This window comes from Curtobacterium phoenicis (assembly GCF_047238015.1).
Taxonomy (GTDB): Bacteria; Actinomycetota; Actinomycetes; order Actinomycetales; family Microbacteriaceae; genus Curtobacterium.
This window is the reverse complement of the sequence record NZ_JBDFLZ010000002.1, coordinates 2,668,722-2,686,218: the sequence shown is the minus strand read 5'-3', so window position 1 is coordinate 2,686,218 and position 17,497 is coordinate 2,668,722. Positions and strand designations below refer to the sequence as shown.

Below are 17,497 nucleotides of genomic sequence, written 5' to 3'. Positions count from 1 at the left end.
CGTGCCGCGACGCCCACCGTCGCGACCCCGCGCGGCACCGACCGGCACCCTCGGCCGGATCGGCCGGCGGTCGCGCCGGTGGGCGCGCCGCGGGTGGCGCGGCATCGCCTACCTGTGGCGCCGGTCGCTCATGTTCCGGTCGGTGGCGATCACCGTCGTCACGACCGGTCTCGCCGTCGCCGTGATCGGCACTGCCGTCATGGTGAGCATCTCGAACAACGTCTACGCGCAGCGCCGCGACCAGATCGAGTCCGAGTCGGCGCGCGCGACGCTGGTGGCGCAGAACATCTTCGACGCGGCGACCGCCAGCGAGGACAACAATCAGTCCGAGCTCGAGACGCTGCAGAACGAGGCGCAGCAGGCGATCCTCTCGAACACGACCAGCCCCGGTGGCACCGACGTCGCGATCGAGCGGACCCCGGGGCAGACGACGCCGCAGACCCTGCAGACCATCGTCACACGCGACTTCCCCGACGCCGTCATCACCGACGCGCTGCGGAAGCAGGTCGCCAAGAACACCGGCCGGCTCAGCCTGCAGCCCGTGCAGCTCGACGACGAGGGCCGCCGGCAGCCGGGGCTCGCCGTCGGCTCGACGCTCCAGATCCCGAGTGCCGGCCAGTACGAGCTGTACCTCGTCTACGACCTCTCCGACGCGCAGCAGACCCTCGACTTCGTGTCGCAGACGCTGTCGATCGGCGGCGTCGCGCTCATCGTCCTGATCGCCCTCGTCACCAGTCTCGTGGTCCGGCTCGTCGTCGTGCCGATCCGCGGTGCCGCCGAGACGAGCCGCAAGATCGCCGCCGGCCGCCTCGACGAACGCATCCCGGTGCACGGCGAGGACGACATCGCCACGCTCGCGACGAGCTTCAACGGCATGGCCGACGCGGTGAGCCGGCAGATCACCCAGCTCGCCGAACTGTCCCGGGTGCAGCAGCGCTTCGTGTCGGACGTCTCGCACGAGCTCCGCACGCCCCTCACCACGATCCGTCTCGCGGGTGACGTGCTCTACGACGCCCGACACGCCTTCGAGCCGGCGGTGGCGCGGTCGGCGGAGCTCCTGCACGCCCAGGTCGAACGGTTCGAGCTCCTGCTCGCCGACCTCCTCGAGATCTCCCGCTACGACGCGCAGGCGGCGCAGCTCGACACCGAGCCGGTGGTCCCCGCCGCGCTCGCCGCGGACATCGTGGACGAGTTCCGCCCGCTCGCCGAGCGTGCCGGCGTCGACCTGCAGCTCCACACCCCGGGTGGTCACACGACCATGCAGCTCGACGCCAAGCGCATCCGGCGGATCATGCGGAACCTCGTCGGCAACGCCATCGAGCACGGCGAGGAACGGCCGGTGCAGGTCGTCGTCGACAGCGATGCCCGGACGGTCGCGATCGCGGTCCGCGACCACGGCGTCGGCATGCCGCCGGAGGACGCCGCGCGGGTGTTCGACCGCTTCTGGCGTGCGGACCCGAGCCGCAAGCGCACCATCGGCGGGACCGGCCTCGGGCTCGCGATCAGTCTCGGTGACGCGAACCTGCACGGGGGTCGGATCGACGTGTGGTCGCGGGTCGGCGAGGGGTCGGCGTTCGTACTGACCCTGCCCCGCGCGGGGCACGCGTCGACGGCGACGTCGGCCATCCCGCTGCCCGACCTCGACGACGCGTACGACGGGCCCCGCTCCGTCCGGGAGGAGGACGCATGACCCGCCGGACCGCTGCCGGGGCCGACCGCCGCTCCGCGGCCCGCCACACCTCGGGCGCCGCCCGCGCCGTCGCGCGCACCCCTGCACCGCGCCGCGGCGTCCGCCGGGCCCTCGCCGTCGCGGTGGCCGCCCTGACGCTCGTCGCGCTCTCCGCCTGCGCAGCCATCCCCGTCTCCGGTGACGTCCGGTCCGGACAGTCCATCAAGGACGAGTCCGTCTCCGGTGTCGAGCTGCGCCCCGACGGCCCCTCCGGCGGCGAGGACCAGACGGCCGTCCTCCGCGGGTTCATCGCGGCGGCCACGGGCGCGCAGAACAACTACGCGACCGCACGCGAGTTCCTGTCCTCCGGGTTCTCGCAGAAGTGGAACCCGCGCCAGGGCGTCACGATCAGCGACGGCAGCGGGCAGGTCGAACGCGTCGGCGCGAACGAGCTCACCTACACGCTCACCGCGAGCGCCTCGGTCGACTCAGACGGCGAGTACACCCAGGCCGTCCGCCCGACCACCTCGACGCTGACGTTCCAGTTCGTCCGGGAGGGCGACGACTGGCGCATCGCGTACGCCCCCGACGGGATCATCCTGTCGCCCGTGCGGTTCCAGTCGGTGTTCCAGCAGCACGCGCTCTACTTCTTCGACCCGACCGGTGAGTCCCTCGTGCCCGACGTGCGCTGGTTCCTCGCCCAGTCCTCGGTCGGCACCCGTGTCGTCAGCGCGCTCCTCGCCGGCCCGGCCGACTGGCTCGACGGTGCCGTCGTCTCGGCGTTCCCGAGGGGCACCCAGCTCTCGCTCAACGCCGTGACGATCGAGAACGGCACTGCCCAGGTCGACCTGTCGAGCGCCGCCCTCCGCGCCAGCACCGCGGACCGGGTCCGGATGCGCGAACAGCTCGCGAAGTCACTCGGGACGGTCGCGTCCGTCTCGTCGGTGACCATGACGGTCGAGGGCGCGAGTCTGTCCGTCCCGTCTAGCGGCTCCTCGGACGCGCAGCAGAACCCCGACGTCGATCCGCGTCCCCTCGTCGAGGCACACGGCAAGGTCGGGTACGCGGCCGGGACCGGCTCGGTGTCCGCGCTCGGCGGCGGGATGAGCCAGCAGATCACGGCGCTCGACCCGGACGCGGTCGCCCTGAGCGCCTCGGGGACGGTCGCCGCGGTCCGCAGCGACGAGGGCGTGTTCGTGGTCCGCTCCGGACAGCAGCGCCTGCGCATCGACACCCGCACCGACCTCGTGCCGCCGTCCGTCGACGACGTCGGCGGGGGATCGGTCTGGGTCGCGAGCGACGACCAGTCGTCGAAGGTCCGGTCGTACTCGCTGACCGGCGAGCCCCACGACGTCGCGACGACGCTGCCGTCCGGGAAGCTCGTGTCGTTCCAGGTCTCCCGGGACTCCACCCGTGCACTCGCGCTCCTGCAGACGTCGGACGGACCGGCCCTGTACGTGATGGCGATCGAGCGCGACCGCGACCGGGTGCCGACGAAGCTCGGGCCGCCGGTACGGGTGCAGGCCGCGTCCGAGGACGCCGTCTCCGCCACCTGGGTGAGCGACGTCGACGTGGCGTCGGTCGGGCAGACCGACAGTGGGCCGGAGATCGTGCGGAGCACCATCGGTGGCCGTGCGACGACGCTCCCGCAGCCGGACGGTCGCGCGACGACGATCGTCGGCGGCAGCGGCGGTTCGCTGTTGCTCCGGATGGCGGACGGGGCCGTCCTGCAGTCGACGGGCGGCGGCTGGGAGACGACCGGCGTCACCGCGAGCGTCCTCGGCACCCAGCGCTGACGGCCTCCCGCGCCGGCTCGCCTGCACCGGCTCGCCTCCACCCGCTTCCGCGCGGTGGCTCCCGTGCTCCGACTCTCCTGCACCGACGACCCGGTCAGGAGGCCCGCCCACAGACCGGCGCACCGCACGCCGTCCGTCGCGTGGCCGGTGCAGGATCGCGCAGGTGACCACCACACGTCCCTCCCCGTCCCGTGACCGGGCCGCCGCGCTCCGCGCGGTGGTCGGGCTCTTCCTCCCGGTCGACTGCGTCGGGTGCGGCGCTCCCGACCGTGCGCTCTGCACACCGTGCCGGACACGGGTCGCAGCACGGCCGCCGCGGGTCCGGCTCGTGGCCGGGGTGCGGACCGACGCGGCGTTCGAGTACGAGGGGATCATCCGCACCCTCGTGCTCGAACTGAAGCTCCGTGCCCGCGTCGACCTCTCCGGCCCGCTCGCCCAGCGCTTCGGCGCGCTGGTGCGACGGGCGCTCGCCGAGGCGCCGCCCGGCACCGTCCTCCTCCGGGTGCCGCCGTCCCGTCGGGGCGCTCGGCGACGCGGCTTCGACCCGGTGGTGTTGCTCCTGCGCCGAGGACGTGCGCCGGCGGGATCAGCGCTGCTCCGCGGCGACGCCCGGGTCGGTCGGTCCGGCGGGGGCCCGGCCGGGTCCGGGCAGAAGGAACTCACGGCCACCGAACGCGTCTCGGCGACCGTGGGCACGCTCCGGGCCGTGGGCGTCGCCGGCCGGACGGTGGTGCTGGTCGACGACGTCGTGACCACCGGCGTGACCCTCGCCGAGGCGGTCCGGGCCGTCCGGGCGGCCGGTGGGACGGTCGTGCGGTGCGTCGCCGTGGCGAGCGTCGAGGAGTGACCTCCACGTGCACGGGCGGTGACGCCTGGGTGTCCGGTGGGTGTCACGCCGGTATCGCGTGGACGTCGTGACAACCGTCCGTGCGCGGGTCTAGCCTCGCGGCAAGGCGTCAGAGATCGCCGGACGGAGGCGACGCGCCGAGCGTGGATGGGAGCCGCCACATGGACGTGACGATCACGGGCCGGAACGTCGGGGTCACCGACCGATTCCGCACCTACGTCGAACAGAAGTCCGAGAAGATCGACGTGCTCGCCGACCGGGCCCTCGCCTTCGAGGTGCGGGTCAGCCGTCACAACGAGAAGAGCGGCGGCGCCGGGGGCGAGGACCGCGTCGAGCTGATGTTGATCGGTCCCGGGCCGCTCGTCCGGGCCGAGTCGGCGGCGTCGGACAAGTACGCGGCGTTCGACCTGGCGTTCGCTCGGCTGACCGAACGGCTCCGACGCGCGCGGGATCGTCGAAAGGTGCACCGCGGTCGGCACCGCCCGACCTCGGTGGGCGAGGCCTCCGGCACGGCGTTCGAGCGCCTCGGCGTGACGCCGGCGGACGGCAAGCTCCTGCAGTCCGTGGCCACCGGGGCGGTCCCCGTGGTCGACGCCGACGCGCACGACGAGCCGGAGGACGAGGCGTACTGCCCGGTCGTCATCCGCGAGAAGGTGTTCGAGGCCGCGCCGATGACCGTCGACGACGCGCTCTACCACATGGAACTCGTCGGGCACGACTTCTACCTGTTCGTCGACGCCGCGACCGGACGCCCGAGCGTCGTCTACCGCCGCAAGGGGTGGGACTACGGCGTGATCGGCATCGAGGACCCGTCGTCCGCCGGCGCCGACGCGGTGAGCGAGCCGGCCGCGGCGCTCGCCTGACGCACTCCGGCAACCGCCGACGACCCGGTGCGCGGCCCGTTCGCGGGCCGCGCACCGCCGTGCGTCTCCCAGCGTCGGTCGTCGCGGGGTTGCTAGCATGACTGGCTGATCGCACCGCGCAGGCGGCGTGGTCGCGACCTCGTAAGGAGCTCACGTGGCAAACGTGCTGGAGAAGGTCCTCCGCATCGGTGAAGGACGAACCCTCCGCCGCCTGAAGGCCTACGCCTCGGCGATCAACGACCTGGAAGACGACTTCGCGTCCCTCACCGACGAGGAACTCCAGGACGAGACGAAGGAGCTCCGGGAGCGCTACGCGAACGGTGAGACCCTCGACGACCTCCTGCCCGAGGCGTTCGCCGCCGTGCGCGAGGCGTCGAAGCGGACCCTCGGCATGCGGCACTTCGACGTCCAGCTCATGGGCGGTGCGGCGCTGCACCTCGGCAACATCGCCGAGATGAAGACCGGTGAGGGCAAGACGCTCGTCGCCACGACGGCGGCGTACCTCAACGCGATCCCGTCCCGGGGCGTGCACGTCATCACGGTCAACGACTTCCTCGCGTCGTACCAGTCCGAGCTCATGGGCCGTGTGTTCCGCGCCCTCGGGATGACGACCGGCTGCATCATCGCGAACCAGTCCCCGGCAGAGCGTCGCGAGCAGTACGCGGCCGACATCACCTACGGCACGAACAACGAGTTCGGCTTCGACTACCTGCGCGACAACATGGCGTGGCAGGCGTCCGACATGGTGCAGCGCGGCCACTTCTTCGCGATCGTCGACGAGGTCGACTCGATCCTCATCGACGAGGCCCGCACGCCGCTCATCATCTCCGGCCCGTCGTCCGGCGAGGCCAACCGCTGGTTCACCGAGTTCGCCTCGATCGCCAAGCGCCTCACCCCGGGTGAGGACTACGAGGTCGACGAGAAGAAGCGCACGGTCGGTGTGCTCGAGCCCGGCATCGAGAAGGTCGAGGACTACCTCGGCATCGACAACCTCTACGAGTCGGCGAACACCCCGCTGATCTCGTTCCTCAACAACTCGATCAAGGCCGTCTCGCTGTTCAAGCGCGACAAGGACTACGTCGTCATGAACGGCGAGGTCCTCATCGTCGACGAGCACACCGGCCGCATCCTGATGGGCCGTCGCTACAACGAGGGCATCCACCAGGCGATCGAGGCGAAGGAGGGTGTCGAGGTCAAGGCCGAGAACCAGACCCTCGCCACGGTCACGCTGCAGAACTACTTCCGGCTCTACCAGAAGCTCTCCGGCATGACCGGTACCGCGGAGACCGAAGCAGCCGAGTTCATGTCGACCTACAAGCTCGGCGTCGTCCCCATCCCGACGAACAAGCCGATGCAGCGCATCGACCAGACCGACCTCGTCTACAAGAACGAGAAGGCGAAGTTCGAGCAGGTCGCGGAGGACATCGCCGAGCGCCACGAGAAGGGCCAGCCGGTCCTCGTCGGCACCACGAGCGTCGAGAAGTCCGAGTACCTGTCGAAGCTCCTCGCGAAGAAGGGCGTCAAGCACGAGGTCCTCAACGCGAAGAACCACGCACGAGAAGCAGCGATCGTCGCGCAGGCCGGCCGCCTCGGCGCGGTGACCGTCGCCACGAACATGGCCGGTCGCGGTACCGACATCATGCTCGGCGGCAACTCCGAGTTCCTCGCTGTGCAGGAGATGCACGCGATGGGCCTGTCCCCGACGGAGACCCCGGAGGAGTACGAGGCCGCGTGGGACGAGGTGTTCGAGCGGGTCAAGGCCGAGATCAAGGACGAGGCCGACAAGGTCCGAGAGGCCGGTGGGCTCTACGTCCTCGGCACCGAGCGCCACGAGTCCCGCCGCATCGACAACCAGCTCCGCGGTCGTTCCGGTCGTCAGGGCGACCCCGGCGAGAGCCGGTTCTACCTGTCGCTCACCGACGACCTCATGCGCCTGTTCAACTCCGGCGCCGCCGAGAGCCTGATGGGCCGCTCGAACGTCCCGGACGACCTCGCGATCGAGAACAAGCTCGTCGGTCGCGCGATCCGTTCGGCGCAGGCACAGGTCGAGAGCCGCAACGCCGAGATCCGCAAGAACGTCCTGAAGTACGACGACGTCCTGAACCGGCAGCGCGAGGCGATCTACAGCGACCGTCGGCACATCCTCGAGGGCGACGACATCCACGACCGCGCGCAGACGTTCCTCAAGAGCGTCATCGACGACGTGATCGACACCCACACCGGCGAGGGGTCGCCGGACGACTGGGACCTCGACGCCATGTGGACCGAACTCGGGACGCTCTTCCCGATCTCGATCTCGATCGACGAGGTCATCACCGAGGCCGGCTCGAAGGGCAAGGCCACGCGTGAGTTCCTCGGCCGTGAGATCCTCTCGGACGCGCAGCTGGCGTACCAGAAGCGCGAGGAGCTCCTCGGCGACGAGGCGATGCGCGAGCTCGAGCGTCGCGTCGTCCTCTCCGTCATCGACCGGCGCTGGCGTGACCACCTCTACGAGATGGACTACCTCAAGGACGGCATCGGCCTCCGCGCGATGGCGCAGCGCGACCCGCTGGTCGAGTACCAGCGCGAGGGCTACGCGCTCTTCCAGAGCATGATGGGCCAGATCCGCGAGGAGTCCGTCGGCTACCTGTTCAACCTCGAGGTCCAGGTGCAGTCGGACGGCGAGAACGCCGTCATCGAGGCCAAGGGGCTCGGCGAGGAAGAGGCGAGCGGCCTCGAGTACTCGGCACCGTCGATCGACGGCGAGGTCGAGGTCCGCGACGAGCAGGGTCGCCTCGAGCAGGCCGCCACGGCTCGGGCGCAGCGTGCGCAGGCCGAGGCCGAGGAACAGCAGGGGCCGGAACAGGGATCGGCCTTCGGCAACGCCGCGACGGCCTCCGGCCAGGCGGCCGCGAACAACCGCGCCGAGCGTCGCGCGGCGAAGCGCAGCTGAGACGCTGACAGGAGGGAGGCGCGGTGCCGGCTGGCACCGCGCCTCCCGTCCGTCTGCGCATCCATGCGCCCGGCGTGGCGCTGGCGTGACACCGCTGAGCGGGGCGCGCTCTAGTCCGTCTCGGCTCTGGCGGGCACCACGAGTGTCGTCCTGCACGACGGATCTCGTGCTCCCCGGCGCGAGGCACGCCGCTGATCACGAGACCCGCGCGGCGCCGGCGGGAGGCTGCGCGGTCAGAGCACGCCCACCGCGGTCGCGCGCCAGCGACCGTTCCGCACCTCGAGCCGGATCGCGACGGCACGGGCGTGGCTGCGGCCGTGCACGACCACCGTGGCCTCGACGACGCCGTCTGCGGGGGAGCAGCGCACCACGCGCTCGGCCCGGAGCACGGGGCGACGGAGTGAGCGCCGCGTCGCGGACCGGGCCCGGGCGGCGACCGCGGCGCGCTGCTGGAGGTGCCGGTGCACGTCCTCGGTGATCCAGCGCGCGATGCTGTCGACCTCACGCGCGCCGCTGAGGATCTCGACCACGCACAGTGCGAGCGCCCGCGCTGTCTCCTCGGGATCGGGGAGCGCCGCCGGCTCGGTCGTCCCCGGGAGCGGTGTCCCGACATCGTCCGGGACCGCGTGGAGCGCCGGTGGCGGCGGGATCGAACCCTGCTCAGCCCCGTCGTCTCCTGGTCGTACTGCTCCGTGCGCCACCCCGGCCCCTTCCGTCGGGCCGAGCGTATGATGAGTGCAACATTCGAAATACCGAAGCATCGAGGCCTGTGGACAACGCGCAGTTGTGCACACAAGGGGGCACCTAGACTTGGCACGTGTCGACCCTCAGTGACCTCGTCCTCGCGCAAGGCCGTTCCTCCGAAGCCGACGTGGAGTGGCTCCACCTGCTGGTCGGGGACTGGCAGCTGCTCGCCGACCTCTCGTTCGCCGACATGGTGCTCTGGGTCCCCACGGCGGAGGACGGTTCGTTCGTCGCCGTCGCGCACGCACGTCCGAGCTCGGCCGCGACGCTCTTCTACCGCGACATCGTCGGGCAGGAGATCCGGGAGGAGTGGCGCGAACAGGTGACGGAGTGCTTCGTCGGCAGCCGTGTCGTCGACTCCGCCGAGCCGGACTGGTACGAGGACACCCCGACCCGGGTGCGTGCCATCCCGGTGCTCCGCCGGCTCTCGGCGAACAGTGCGGAGACCACCGACCGTCCGATCGCCGTCGTCACGCGACACTCGAACCAGGACGAGATGCGGACGCCGAGCCGCCAGGAGCTCAACTTCACCGCGAGTGCGAACGACCTCTTCGGGATGATCGCCACGGGCGACTTCCCGGACCTCGGCGCACCGGCCGGCCCGCGACGGGGTGCGCCACGTGCGAGCGACGGGCTCCTGCGCCTCGACACGAACGGCATCGTCACCTTCGCGAGCCCGAACGGCCTGAGCGCCTTCAACCGCATGGGCTTCGAGGGGGAGCTCGAGCGGAAGTCCCTGGCCGAGGTGACGACCGAGCTCATCGGTTCGAAGCTCGACGTCGACGAGTCACTGCCGCTGGTCGTCACCGGTCGGGCACCGTGGCGAGCAGACGTCGAGGCGAAGGGCGTCACGGTGTCCCTGCGTTCGATCCCGCTCCGCGACCACGGAGAGCGCATCGGCGCGATCGTCCTCTGCCGGGACGTCTCCGAGCTGCGTCACCAGGAGCGTGAGCTCATCACCAAGGACGCGACGATCCGCGAGATCCACCACCGCGTGAAGAACAACCTCCAGACGGTCGCGTCGCTGCTCCGCATCCAGGCGCGGCGCACCCACTCGGAGGAAGCCCGCACCTCACTGCAGAACGCCATGCGCCGGGTCGCGGCGATCGCGGTCGTGCACGACACCCTCTCGACGGGGCTGAGCCAGAACGTCGACTTCGACCAGGTCTTCGACTCCGTGCTGAAGCTCGTGACCGAGGTCGCGGCGTCCCACAACACCACCGTCCGCCCGAAGAAGACCGGCGAGTTCGGCGTCCTGCCCTCGGAGGCGGCGACCCCGCTCGCGCTGGGCCTCACCGAACTCGTGACGAACGCCGTCGAGCACGGGCTGGACGGCCGCGACGGCGAGGTCGAGATCGTTGCCGACCGCCACGACGACCACCTCGAGATCCAGGTGCGCGACAACGGCCGAGGGCTACCGGAGGGCAAGGTCGGGTCGGGCCTCGGGACCCAGATCGTCCGGACGCTCATCCAGGGGGAACTCGGCGGCACGATCGACTGGCACACCCTCACCGGCAGCGGCACCGAGGTCGGCATCTCGATCCCGTTCCGCTGGCTGACGGCAGCGCCCGCGGCGTAGCCCTGCGTCGGCGCCCGTGGCGTTCGCACAACCAAAGGTGATCGGCACCACGGGAAACCGTGTTGCCGATCGACTTTGGTTGTGCAGACCCGCGACGCATCGGGTACCGCGCCCCGTCCAGCACCTCGGCCGCACACGACGAAGCCCGCCGCCCCGATCGGGGTGGCGGGCTTCGTCGTGCGGGTGCTGCTGCGTCAGGAAGCGCGGCGGGCGCGGGCGGCGCGGCGCTTCAGCGCACGACGCTCGTCCTCGCTGAGGCCGCCCCAGACGCCCGAGTCCTGGTTGTTCTCGAGGGCGTACTGCAGGCACATCTCGGTGACGGTGCAGCGGGCGCAGACGGACTTCGCCTTCTCGATCTGGTCCACTGCGGGGCCGGTGTTCCCGACCGGGAAGAAGAGCTCGGGGTCCGCGGTGAGGCAGGCAGCCTGGTCACGCCAGTCCATGTGTGGTGCTCCTTGATGTCGATGCTCGAACGGCAGCCGTGGACGTGGTTCGGGGATCGGAACGCTGGGCATGCTGAGCATGAGGGGACACCCTGTGGGGGAGGGATCCGCTGGAAGCGAGTCTGAAGCCCGCTGAACGCTCGGGGGAGGAGCGTCGAACCACGGGAGACGCACACCACATCGTGCCGTCCGAACGACCTCGAATATCGTTCCATACTGGTAGGGGCAAATCAAGGGTTCCGACGCTGGAGGATCGCTGTGCACGACACCACACCCGCCGAGTCCGCGGACCCCGGACAGCGGTCGCCCGCGTTCACCGTGCTGCAGGTCGTGCTCGGCCTCGAGTTCCTCGCACTGGCCGGTGTCACGGTGTGGCTCCTCGTCGAACTGGTGACCTCCCCGGCCACGAGCCTCGCCTCCGGGATCGCGCTGACGATCCTCACGGCGATCGCGGCGCTCTGGCTCGGCGCGCTCTTCGTCGGGCTGCGGAACCGCCGTCCGTGGGTGCGCTCCGGGATCATCGTCTGGCAGGTGATGCAGGGCGCGCTCGCGATCGGTGCGTTCCAAGGCGTCTTCCGCGTCGCCTGGTTCGGGTGGCTGCTGCTCATCCCCGCGCTGCTCGCGATCACGCTGGTGCTCTCGCGGCCGGTCACGGCTGCCCTCGTCCGGCAGGACGCCGACGGCGAGTGACGCGCGGCGGGACGCCCACGCCCGCCGACGCCGGCAGGACGCCGACGCCCACTGACCCACGCTGGCGCTCGCGCCGGCCGACGCAACTGACGGGAGGCCCGGTGCCGGTCTCGTGGACCGGCACCGGGCCTCCAGTGCGTGCGCTCCGGCGATCAGACCAGGCCGAGCTTCTTCCGCAGGCTGGCCACGTGGCCGGTGGCCTTGACGTTGTAGAGCGGGAGCTGCACGGTGCCGTCCTCGTCGACGACGATCGTGGACCGGATCGTGCCGGTGACGATCTTCCCGTAGTTGTTCTTCTCACCCCACGCGCCGTACGCCTTGTGCACGGCGAGGTCGGGGTCGCTCAGCAGCGGGAAGGTGAGTGCCTGCTCGTGGTGGAACTGCTGCAGCGCCGGCAGCTCGTCCTTCGAGACGCCGAGGACCTCGTACCCGGCCGCCTGCAGCGAAGACATGTTGTCGCGGAAGTCGCATGCCTCGGTCGTGCAGCCGGGTGTGGAGGCTGCCGGGTAGAAGTACACGATGACCTTCTTCCCGCGGAGGTCGGACAGCGTGTGCTCCGTGCCGTCCTGGTCCGGGAGGGTGAAGTCGGGGGCGGTGTCGCCGGCGGCGAGACGGTCGGTCATGGTGCTCCTGTTCGATCGAGGTGCCCGGTGGTCGTGAGCACCCGCGAGCCATGCTATTGTTGTTTCCCGTTGCAGGACGGTGAAACGGAACGCAGCGAACGCACCTCTAGCTCAATTGGCAGAGCAACTGACTCTTAATCAGTGGGTTCTGGGTTCAAGTCCCAGGGGGTGCACCAGCAAGGCCCCGGTCCGACAGGACCGGGGCCTTCGTCGTTCCCGAGGGCGGACGTCAGGGAACGACGACACGCCCGGGTGGTGCTGCGGCGCCGAGATCACTCCGGGCGGACGTCGACGATCCGCTCCTCGCCGAAGGACGCGTCGACGGCACCCGCCGACGCCGCGGCGAGGTCCGCTCGGAGTCGCTCGCGCTCGGCGGCGGGGACCCACAGCTCGAACGATGCCGCGATGCCGTACGACGGCTCGCCGAGGACCGCGTCGTGGTGCCGGACCCAGTCGCGGAGCACGTTGTCGATCCGCCCGGCCTCGGCGTGCGGGACGGCGACCGTCGCGCGCGTCAGGGGCCGTCGCGGCACGAGGACCGCGCGGTCGAGGGTCTCCGCCACCGAGGTCGAGTACGCGCGGACGAGTCCGCCGGCCCCGAGCTTCACCCCGCCGAAGTACCGCGTGACGACGGCGACCAGGTCGGTGAGACCACGACGGCGCAGGACCTCGAGCATCGGGACCCCGGCGGTGCCGCTCGGTTCACCGTCGTCGGACGAGCGTGCCTGGTCGCCGAGGACGCCCGTCACCATCGCCGTGCAGTGGTGGCGAGCGTCCCAGTGCCGCTTCCGTACGTCCGCGATGACCCGGTCCGCACCCGCGACGTCCGACACGGGTGCGACGGTGGTGATGAAGCGCGACCGCGTGACGACGACCTCGTGCTCGACGGGTTCGGCGATCGTGGAGGGGAGGAGCGCGCTCACCGGAACGAGGCTACCGGCGCTACCATGTCCTGCACTGCTGGCGACTGGGGAGGAGTCCGATCGACATGGACCACATCGTCGACGACCGGGGCGGCGCCCTCGACGCTGCGGAGCTCGCCCGGCGGCTCAACCTGCTCCTCGACTTCGAGGAGTCGCAGCGCGGCGCCCCCGTGCCGTTCGCGGCGGTGGAGGAGTACGTCGCCACCCACGGTGGGTCGCTGTCCCGAGCGAAGTGGACTTACATGCTCTCCGGTGACGGACGGCGCAACCGCGACTCCGGTCTGCTGCGTCTGCTCGCCGGGTTCTTCGAGGTCGACGAGCGGTTCCTCCTCGAGGACAGCGCCGTGCCGGAGCGGATCAGCGCGCAGCTCGCGCTCGTCCGATCGCTGCGCTCGGCGAGGGTGAGCGGCTTCGCGGCCCGGACGTTCCCGGGGGAGCTCTCGGCCGAGGCGCTGCGGCGGATCGCCGAGGTGCTCGAGGAGGAGTCGCAGCGGGGGAGCGTCGCGTGACCACCGACCTCGTCGAGGCGTTCTGGGCGCGTGCGGACGTCGAGGGCTGGTCGGACGTCGACGATGCCGTCGCCGCGGCGGCAGCCATCGTCGGGAAGCCCGTCGTCGTCCGTGAAGAGGCGTTCCTCGCGGAGGAGCCCGTGTGCGGCTTCGTCGCGACGCTCGAGCACCAGCACCTCGTGATGATCTCGCCGACGCCGTCGCGGACGTTCCGGTCGTTCGTCATCGGGCACGAGCTCGGTCACGTCCTGCACCGGCACCAGGAGGCCCAGGCGCAGTCGGCGTACATCCGCGACGTCATCCCGGACCTGCCGGAGTACAAGGTCGAGCGGGCGATGGCACGCGGGTTGTTCGACAACCGGTTCGAACGCGAGGCCGAGCTGTTCGCCGACCGGCTGGCGCAGAGGATCCGTGCCGCCCGGGCCCGTCCGAGCGACTTCCGCGGGGTCTTCGGGTGAGTGCCGGCCCGCACGCGGGTGCCGGCCCGGACGCGGGTGCCGACCGGCTCCCGAATGCCGGCCCGCACGCGGGTGCCGATCCGCACGCGGGTGCGGACCGGCTCGTCGGGGAGCCGCGGTGATCCTGGCCGTCGCCCAGGCCTTCCTGCTCGTCGCCGGCACGGTCGTGCTGTTCGTCCTGCAGCGGCGGCAAGACCGCACCCTCGCCGTGACGTTCCTCCTCTTCGCGGCGACGATCGTGACGAACGTCGACCCGTTCTACCGGTGGGTCGACCCGCTGTTCGGCGGGTTCAACCTCGTCACGGTGGTGAGCGACTGCCTCATGGTGGCGGGGACCAGCACGCTGCTGTGGGGCGTCGCGAAGGCCGTCGGGTTCGGTCGGGGCTGGCTCCGGACCGCGATCGTGGTCGTGTTCGCGGTGGTGCTCGTCGTCGTGGTGACGGCCTTCGTCGTGCTCGACAAACCGCCGACCACGACGACCTTCATGCTCGACGCCGGCGCGCAGGGTGCCGCCGTGGTCTACTCCGTCGCGCAGACGGCGTACCTCGGCGTGGCACTCGGTGCGACCGGGCTGATCTGCCTGCTCCGGCTCCGCGAGGCCCGCGGGCTGGTCGACCGGATCGGCCTCTGGGTGCTCGTGCTCGGCGGGGCGCTCGGCGTGGTCCGCATGGTCGTGGTCGTCGTGATGGACGTCGCGCACCTCGGCGGGGACCTCGCGACGACCCGGTCGCTGGCGCTGCCGTACGACGTCACCACGCCCGGCGCCGTGCTCTGCGTCGCGTCCGGGATGCTCCTGCTCGTGATCGGGCACCAGGTCTGGCGTGCCCGTCGGACGCGCACGGTGGAGCGGGCGATCCGGAGCCTGCAGCCGCTGCACGACCGGATCGGGACGGACAACGCGTACCCCGAGACCGCCGACCCGGAGACCCGGCTGAGCCGCACCATCGTGGAGATCAACGACGGGGCGCGCGCCAGCCGGACGGTGCTGAGCCAGGAGGAGCGTGCGGTCCTCGCCGCCGCTGAGGGAGCGCTCGACCCGGCCTGAGGTCGACGGTGGCCGACCCGCCGTGTAGGGTCTGTAGCAATTGCTACAGACCGGTGGGTCTCGACCGCGTTGGGGGCGGCCGAGCCCCGTCGGCCGGCACAGCGCCAGCGGGCACGGCAGCACCAGCCGACCGATCAGCACCACCTGGTGCGACGGCCGGAGCCGGTACGATCGGCGGGTGCTCGTCTTCGCCGCCCTCGTCCTGTTCATCGGCGCCGTGTTCAACGTCGTCGCCTGGCCGCGCTTCTTCCAGCGGGTCGCGAAGGACCCGCGGGCGCGCGACGCAGCCGGCAAGCCGACGACGTTCTGGCGCGTGCACTTCGTCCTGGTGGTGATCGCCCTGGTGATCGCCGTCGCCTCCGTCGTCGCGGGCATCCTCCTGCTGGTCTGACCGCCGGTCGGCGCCGTGTCCCGTCCGTCGCACGAGCGCGTCCGGACGGCACTCGTCGCCGCGATCAGTCGCGGGCGAGCCCCGCGACGACGATGTCGAGCACCCGGTCGACCTGCTCGGGGTCGCTCTCCCGGTCCCGAGCCCCGAGCAGGACACCGACGAGCGCGGCCGTGACGTCGTCCGCGCGGAGGTCGTCACGCAGGCTGCCGTCGGCCGCGCCCTGCTCGAGGAACCTCGCGATCGCGGCGTTCACCCGCTCGCGGGTCTGCACGGTCTCGGCGGCCGCGCGGATGGCGGTGGTCCGGACGACCTCGGCCATCTCGCGCTTCGTCGCCACGAAGGACGCGTACTGCGACGCGAAGGTCCGGAGTGCCCGTCGCCCGTCGTGCTCGGCGAGCAGGTCGTCGACGCCCGCGAGCACCGCGTCGAGCTCGGAGCCGTACACGGCCGCCACGAGGTCCTGTCGGGTCGGGAAGTGCCGGTAGAGCGTGCCGATGCCGACCCCGGCCGCGCGCGCGACGGCCTCGAGCGACGGTTCGTCCGTCCCGCTCGCGAACGCCGTGCGCGCAGCCGCGACGAGCCGCTCTCGGTTGCGGGCGGCGTCCGCTCGGGGGCGACGTGACGGAGGGGGGCTGGACAAGACGGAGGGTCCTCCGGTTACAGTGGAGATCAGCGGAGGGCCCTCCGCTTCGGATGATGGTACCGGAGGCGACCATGCACACGACAGCAGGAGCAGCAGCAGGGCGACACGACGCAGCACGGGGCTGGTTGGGGGACCGGTCGGTCGCGCGCGTGGGCTACGGCGCGATGGCGCTCGAACACTTCGCCGAGGACCGCGCAGCCGGCGCAGCACTGTTGCGCACCGCCCGAGACCTCGGCGTGGACCACGTCGACACGGCGGACTTCTACGGGGACGGTGTGGCGAACGACGTCGTCCGGCGAGCGTTCGGACGGTCCGAGGACGTCCTGGTGGTCACGAAGGTCGGCGCTCGCCGCGTCGACGGTGACGTTCCGCTGGCCCTCGCCCAGCGCCCGGACGAGCTGCGGCAGCAGGTGCAGGAGAACCTCCGGCACCTCGACCGCGAACGGCTCGACGTGGTGAACCTCCGGCGCGCGGACGTCGGGCCGGGCCTCGTCGCCGAGGGGGACCAGCTCGTCGACCTCGACGACCAGCTCGCCGTGCTGACCGCCCTGCGCGACGAGGGACTCATCGGCGCGATCGGCATGAGTGCCGTCACCGACGAGGTCCTGCGACGTGCACTCCCCGCCGGGATCGCGTGCGTGCAGAACGCGTACTCGCTCGTCGACCGGCACCACGGCGTGGTGTTCGACACCTGCCGCGCGCACGGGGTGGCGTGGGTGCCGTACTTCCCGCTCGGCGGCGCGTTCCCCGGCTCGCCGAAGGTCACCGAGCAGCCCGTGGTGCAGGAAGCCGCCGCGGCGCTCGGGGTGACACCGGCCCAGGTCGGGCTGGCGTGGCTGCTTCAGCAGGGCGGCGACGTGCTGCTCATCCCCGGGACGACGAGCGACGTGCACCTGCGGGAGAACGTGGCGTCGGCGACGGTCGACCTCGGTGAGTGGTCGACGGCGCTCGATGCCGCGCGGATCGGAGATGCAGCGTCGACGGCGTGACGCGCGCACGAGGCGTCGTGCCGGCGCGGCCGACTGGGTCGGCTCAGTCGGCCAGCGGGGGGCCGAGCACCCGTCGGAGCGCGTGGTCGGTCACCCGTTCGTCCGTGGTGTCGAGCAACACCCGGTAGGTGTCGTCATCGGTGACGAACTCGACGCACACCGCGTCGAAGTCGCACGGCTCGATCCGCCAGCCGCGCACGGACGCCATCGGGACCTCGGTCCGACCGGACCGCTCGTAGCTGGTCTCGGCGGTGACGCGACCGTCGAAGAAGCGGACGCGGCCGAAGACGCCACGCCAGGTCAACTGCAGGTCGAGCGAGGGGATGAGCGACGGGTCCGGCACCCGCCGATGC

Annotated in this window: 18 protein-coding genes and 1 tRNA gene; 13 read left to right on the top strand and 6 right to left on the bottom strand. The window is 71.4% G+C overall.

Features of this window, described 5'->3' with window-relative positions; all coding sequences use genetic code 11:
- Position 1: 1 nt before the first annotated feature.
- The 5 genes from mtrB to secA all read left to right on the top strand — a co-directional run bounded on the left by mtrB (position 2) and on the right by secA (position 8,107).
- Entirely contained in the window at positions 2-1,690 is a 1,689-nt protein-coding gene (gene mtrB / locus ABC270_RS12785) for an MtrAB system histidine kinase MtrB (RefSeq protein WP_412881138.1), read from the top strand.
- Positions 1,687-3,465 (top strand): LpqB family beta-propeller domain-containing protein, encoded by a 1,779-nt coding sequence (locus tag ABC270_RS12780; protein WP_412881137.1) that lies wholly within the window; start codon positions 1,687-1,689, stop codon positions 3,463-3,465. Before mtrB ends, ABC270_RS12780 begins: the two co-directional genes overlap by 4 nt.
- 163 nt (positions 3,466-3,628) lie before the next feature.
- A complete protein-coding gene (locus ABC270_RS12775) occupies positions 3,629-4,312 on the top strand; it encodes a ComF family protein (RefSeq protein ID WP_412881136.1) in 684 nt (227 codons plus the stop codon).
- 161 nt (positions 4,313-4,473) lie between these two features.
- Positions 4,474-5,175 carry a ribosome hibernation-promoting factor, HPF/YfiA family gene (gene hpf / locus ABC270_RS12770; protein WP_412881135.1) on the top strand — a complete coding sequence of 234 codons (702 nt, stop codon included), beginning with the start codon at positions 4,474-4,476 and terminating at the stop codon, positions 5,173-5,175.
- Positions 5,176-5,329: 154 nt separating this feature from the next.
- On the top strand, positions 5,330-8,107 hold the full coding sequence (gene secA, locus ABC270_RS12765) for a preprotein translocase subunit SecA (protein ID WP_412881134.1): 2,778 nt from the start codon (positions 5,330-5,332) through the stop codon (positions 8,105-8,107).
- Positions 8,108-8,340: 233 nt separating this feature from the next.
- Here the strand turns inward: secA and ABC270_RS12760 are convergent, their stop codons facing one another.
- A complete protein-coding gene (locus ABC270_RS12760) occupies positions 8,341-8,808 on the bottom strand; it encodes an Rv3235 family protein (protein ID WP_412881133.1) in 468 nt (155 codons plus the stop codon).
- Positions 8,809-8,924: 116 nt separating this feature from the next.
- Here ABC270_RS12760 and ABC270_RS12755 point away from each other — a divergent pair, with 116 nt between their 5' ends.
- Entirely contained in the window at positions 8,925-10,430 is a 1,506-nt protein-coding gene (locus ABC270_RS12755; RefSeq protein WP_412881132.1) for a sensor histidine kinase, read from the top strand.
- A gap of 194 nt (positions 10,431-10,624) precedes the next feature.
- Here the strand turns inward: ABC270_RS12755 and ABC270_RS12750 are convergent, their stop codons facing one another.
- Positions 10,625-10,873, bottom strand: a complete 249-nt coding sequence (locus ABC270_RS12750) for a WhiB family transcriptional regulator (protein ID WP_022904217.1) — start codon at positions 10,871-10,873, stop codon at positions 10,625-10,627.
- A 258-nt stretch (positions 10,874-11,131) separates the two neighbouring features.
- Here ABC270_RS12750 and ABC270_RS12745 point away from each other — a divergent pair, with 258 nt between their 5' ends.
- Complete coding sequence (locus tag ABC270_RS12745; RefSeq protein ID WP_412881131.1) at positions 11,132-11,563, top strand: hypothetical protein; 432 nt, start codon at positions 11,132-11,134, stop codon at positions 11,561-11,563.
- Positions 11,564-11,715: 152 nt separating this feature from the next.
- On the opposite strand, the gene bcp is transcribed toward ABC270_RS12745, so the two are convergent.
- A complete protein-coding gene (gene bcp / locus ABC270_RS12740; RefSeq protein WP_412881130.1) occupies positions 11,716-12,186 on the bottom strand; it encodes a thioredoxin-dependent thiol peroxidase in 471 nt (156 codons plus the stop codon).
- Positions 12,187-12,286: 100 nt separating this feature from the next.
- On the opposite strand from bcp, the gene ABC270_RS12735 reads away from it, so the two are divergent.
- Positions 12,287-12,362 (top strand) — tRNA-Lys (locus ABC270_RS12735).
- Positions 12,363-12,458: 96 nt separating this feature from the next.
- Here ABC270_RS12735 and ABC270_RS12730 read toward each other — a convergent pair.
- A complete protein-coding gene (locus ABC270_RS12730; protein WP_412881129.1) occupies positions 12,459-13,109 on the bottom strand; it encodes an IMPACT family protein in 651 nt (216 codons plus the stop codon).
- A gap of 65 nt (positions 13,110-13,174) precedes the next feature.
- On the opposite strand from ABC270_RS12730, the gene ABC270_RS12725 reads away from it, so the two are divergent.
- The 4 genes from ABC270_RS12725 (at position 13,175) to ABC270_RS12710 (ending at position 15,512) form a co-directional block, all read left to right on the top strand.
- The gene (locus tag ABC270_RS12725; protein WP_412881128.1) at positions 13,175-13,618 is read left to right on the top strand and encodes a hypothetical protein; all 444 of its coding nucleotides are present in this window, start codon (positions 13,175-13,177) and stop codon (positions 13,616-13,618) included.
- Positions 13,615-14,076, top strand: coding sequence for a hypothetical protein (locus tag ABC270_RS12720; protein WP_412881127.1), 462 nt, complete (start codon positions 13,615-13,617; stop codon positions 14,074-14,076). Before ABC270_RS12725 ends, ABC270_RS12720 begins: the two co-directional genes overlap by 4 nt.
- A gap of 118 nt (positions 14,077-14,194) precedes the next feature.
- Positions 14,195-15,121: a hypothetical protein gene (locus ABC270_RS12715; RefSeq protein ID WP_412881126.1), complete on the top strand. Its 927-nt coding sequence runs from the start codon at positions 14,195-14,197 to the stop codon at positions 15,119-15,121.
- 178 nt (positions 15,122-15,299) lie between these two features.
- Positions 15,300-15,512, top strand: a complete 213-nt coding sequence (locus ABC270_RS12710) for an SCO4848 family membrane protein (protein ID WP_412881125.1) — start codon at positions 15,300-15,302, stop codon at positions 15,510-15,512.
- A 64-nt stretch (positions 15,513-15,576) separates the two neighbouring features.
- Here ABC270_RS12710 and ABC270_RS12705 read toward each other — a convergent pair whose 3' ends face one another.
- Entirely contained in the window at positions 15,577-16,152 is a 576-nt protein-coding gene (locus ABC270_RS12705; RefSeq protein WP_412881124.1) for a TetR/AcrR family transcriptional regulator, read from the bottom strand.
- Between the two features lie 74 nt (positions 16,153-16,226).
- On the opposite strand from ABC270_RS12705, the gene ABC270_RS12700 reads away from it, so the two are divergent.
- Positions 16,227-17,144, top strand: a complete 918-nt coding sequence (locus tag ABC270_RS12700) for an aldo/keto reductase (protein WP_412881123.1) — start codon at positions 16,227-16,229, stop codon at positions 17,142-17,144.
- A gap of 43 nt (positions 17,145-17,187) precedes the next feature.
- Here ABC270_RS12700 and ABC270_RS12695 read toward each other — a convergent pair whose 3' ends face one another.
- Positions 17,188-17,487, bottom strand: coding sequence for a hypothetical protein (locus ABC270_RS12695; RefSeq protein WP_412881122.1), 300 nt, complete (start codon positions 17,485-17,487; stop codon positions 17,188-17,190).
- Positions 17,488-17,497: the final 10 nt, after the last annotated feature.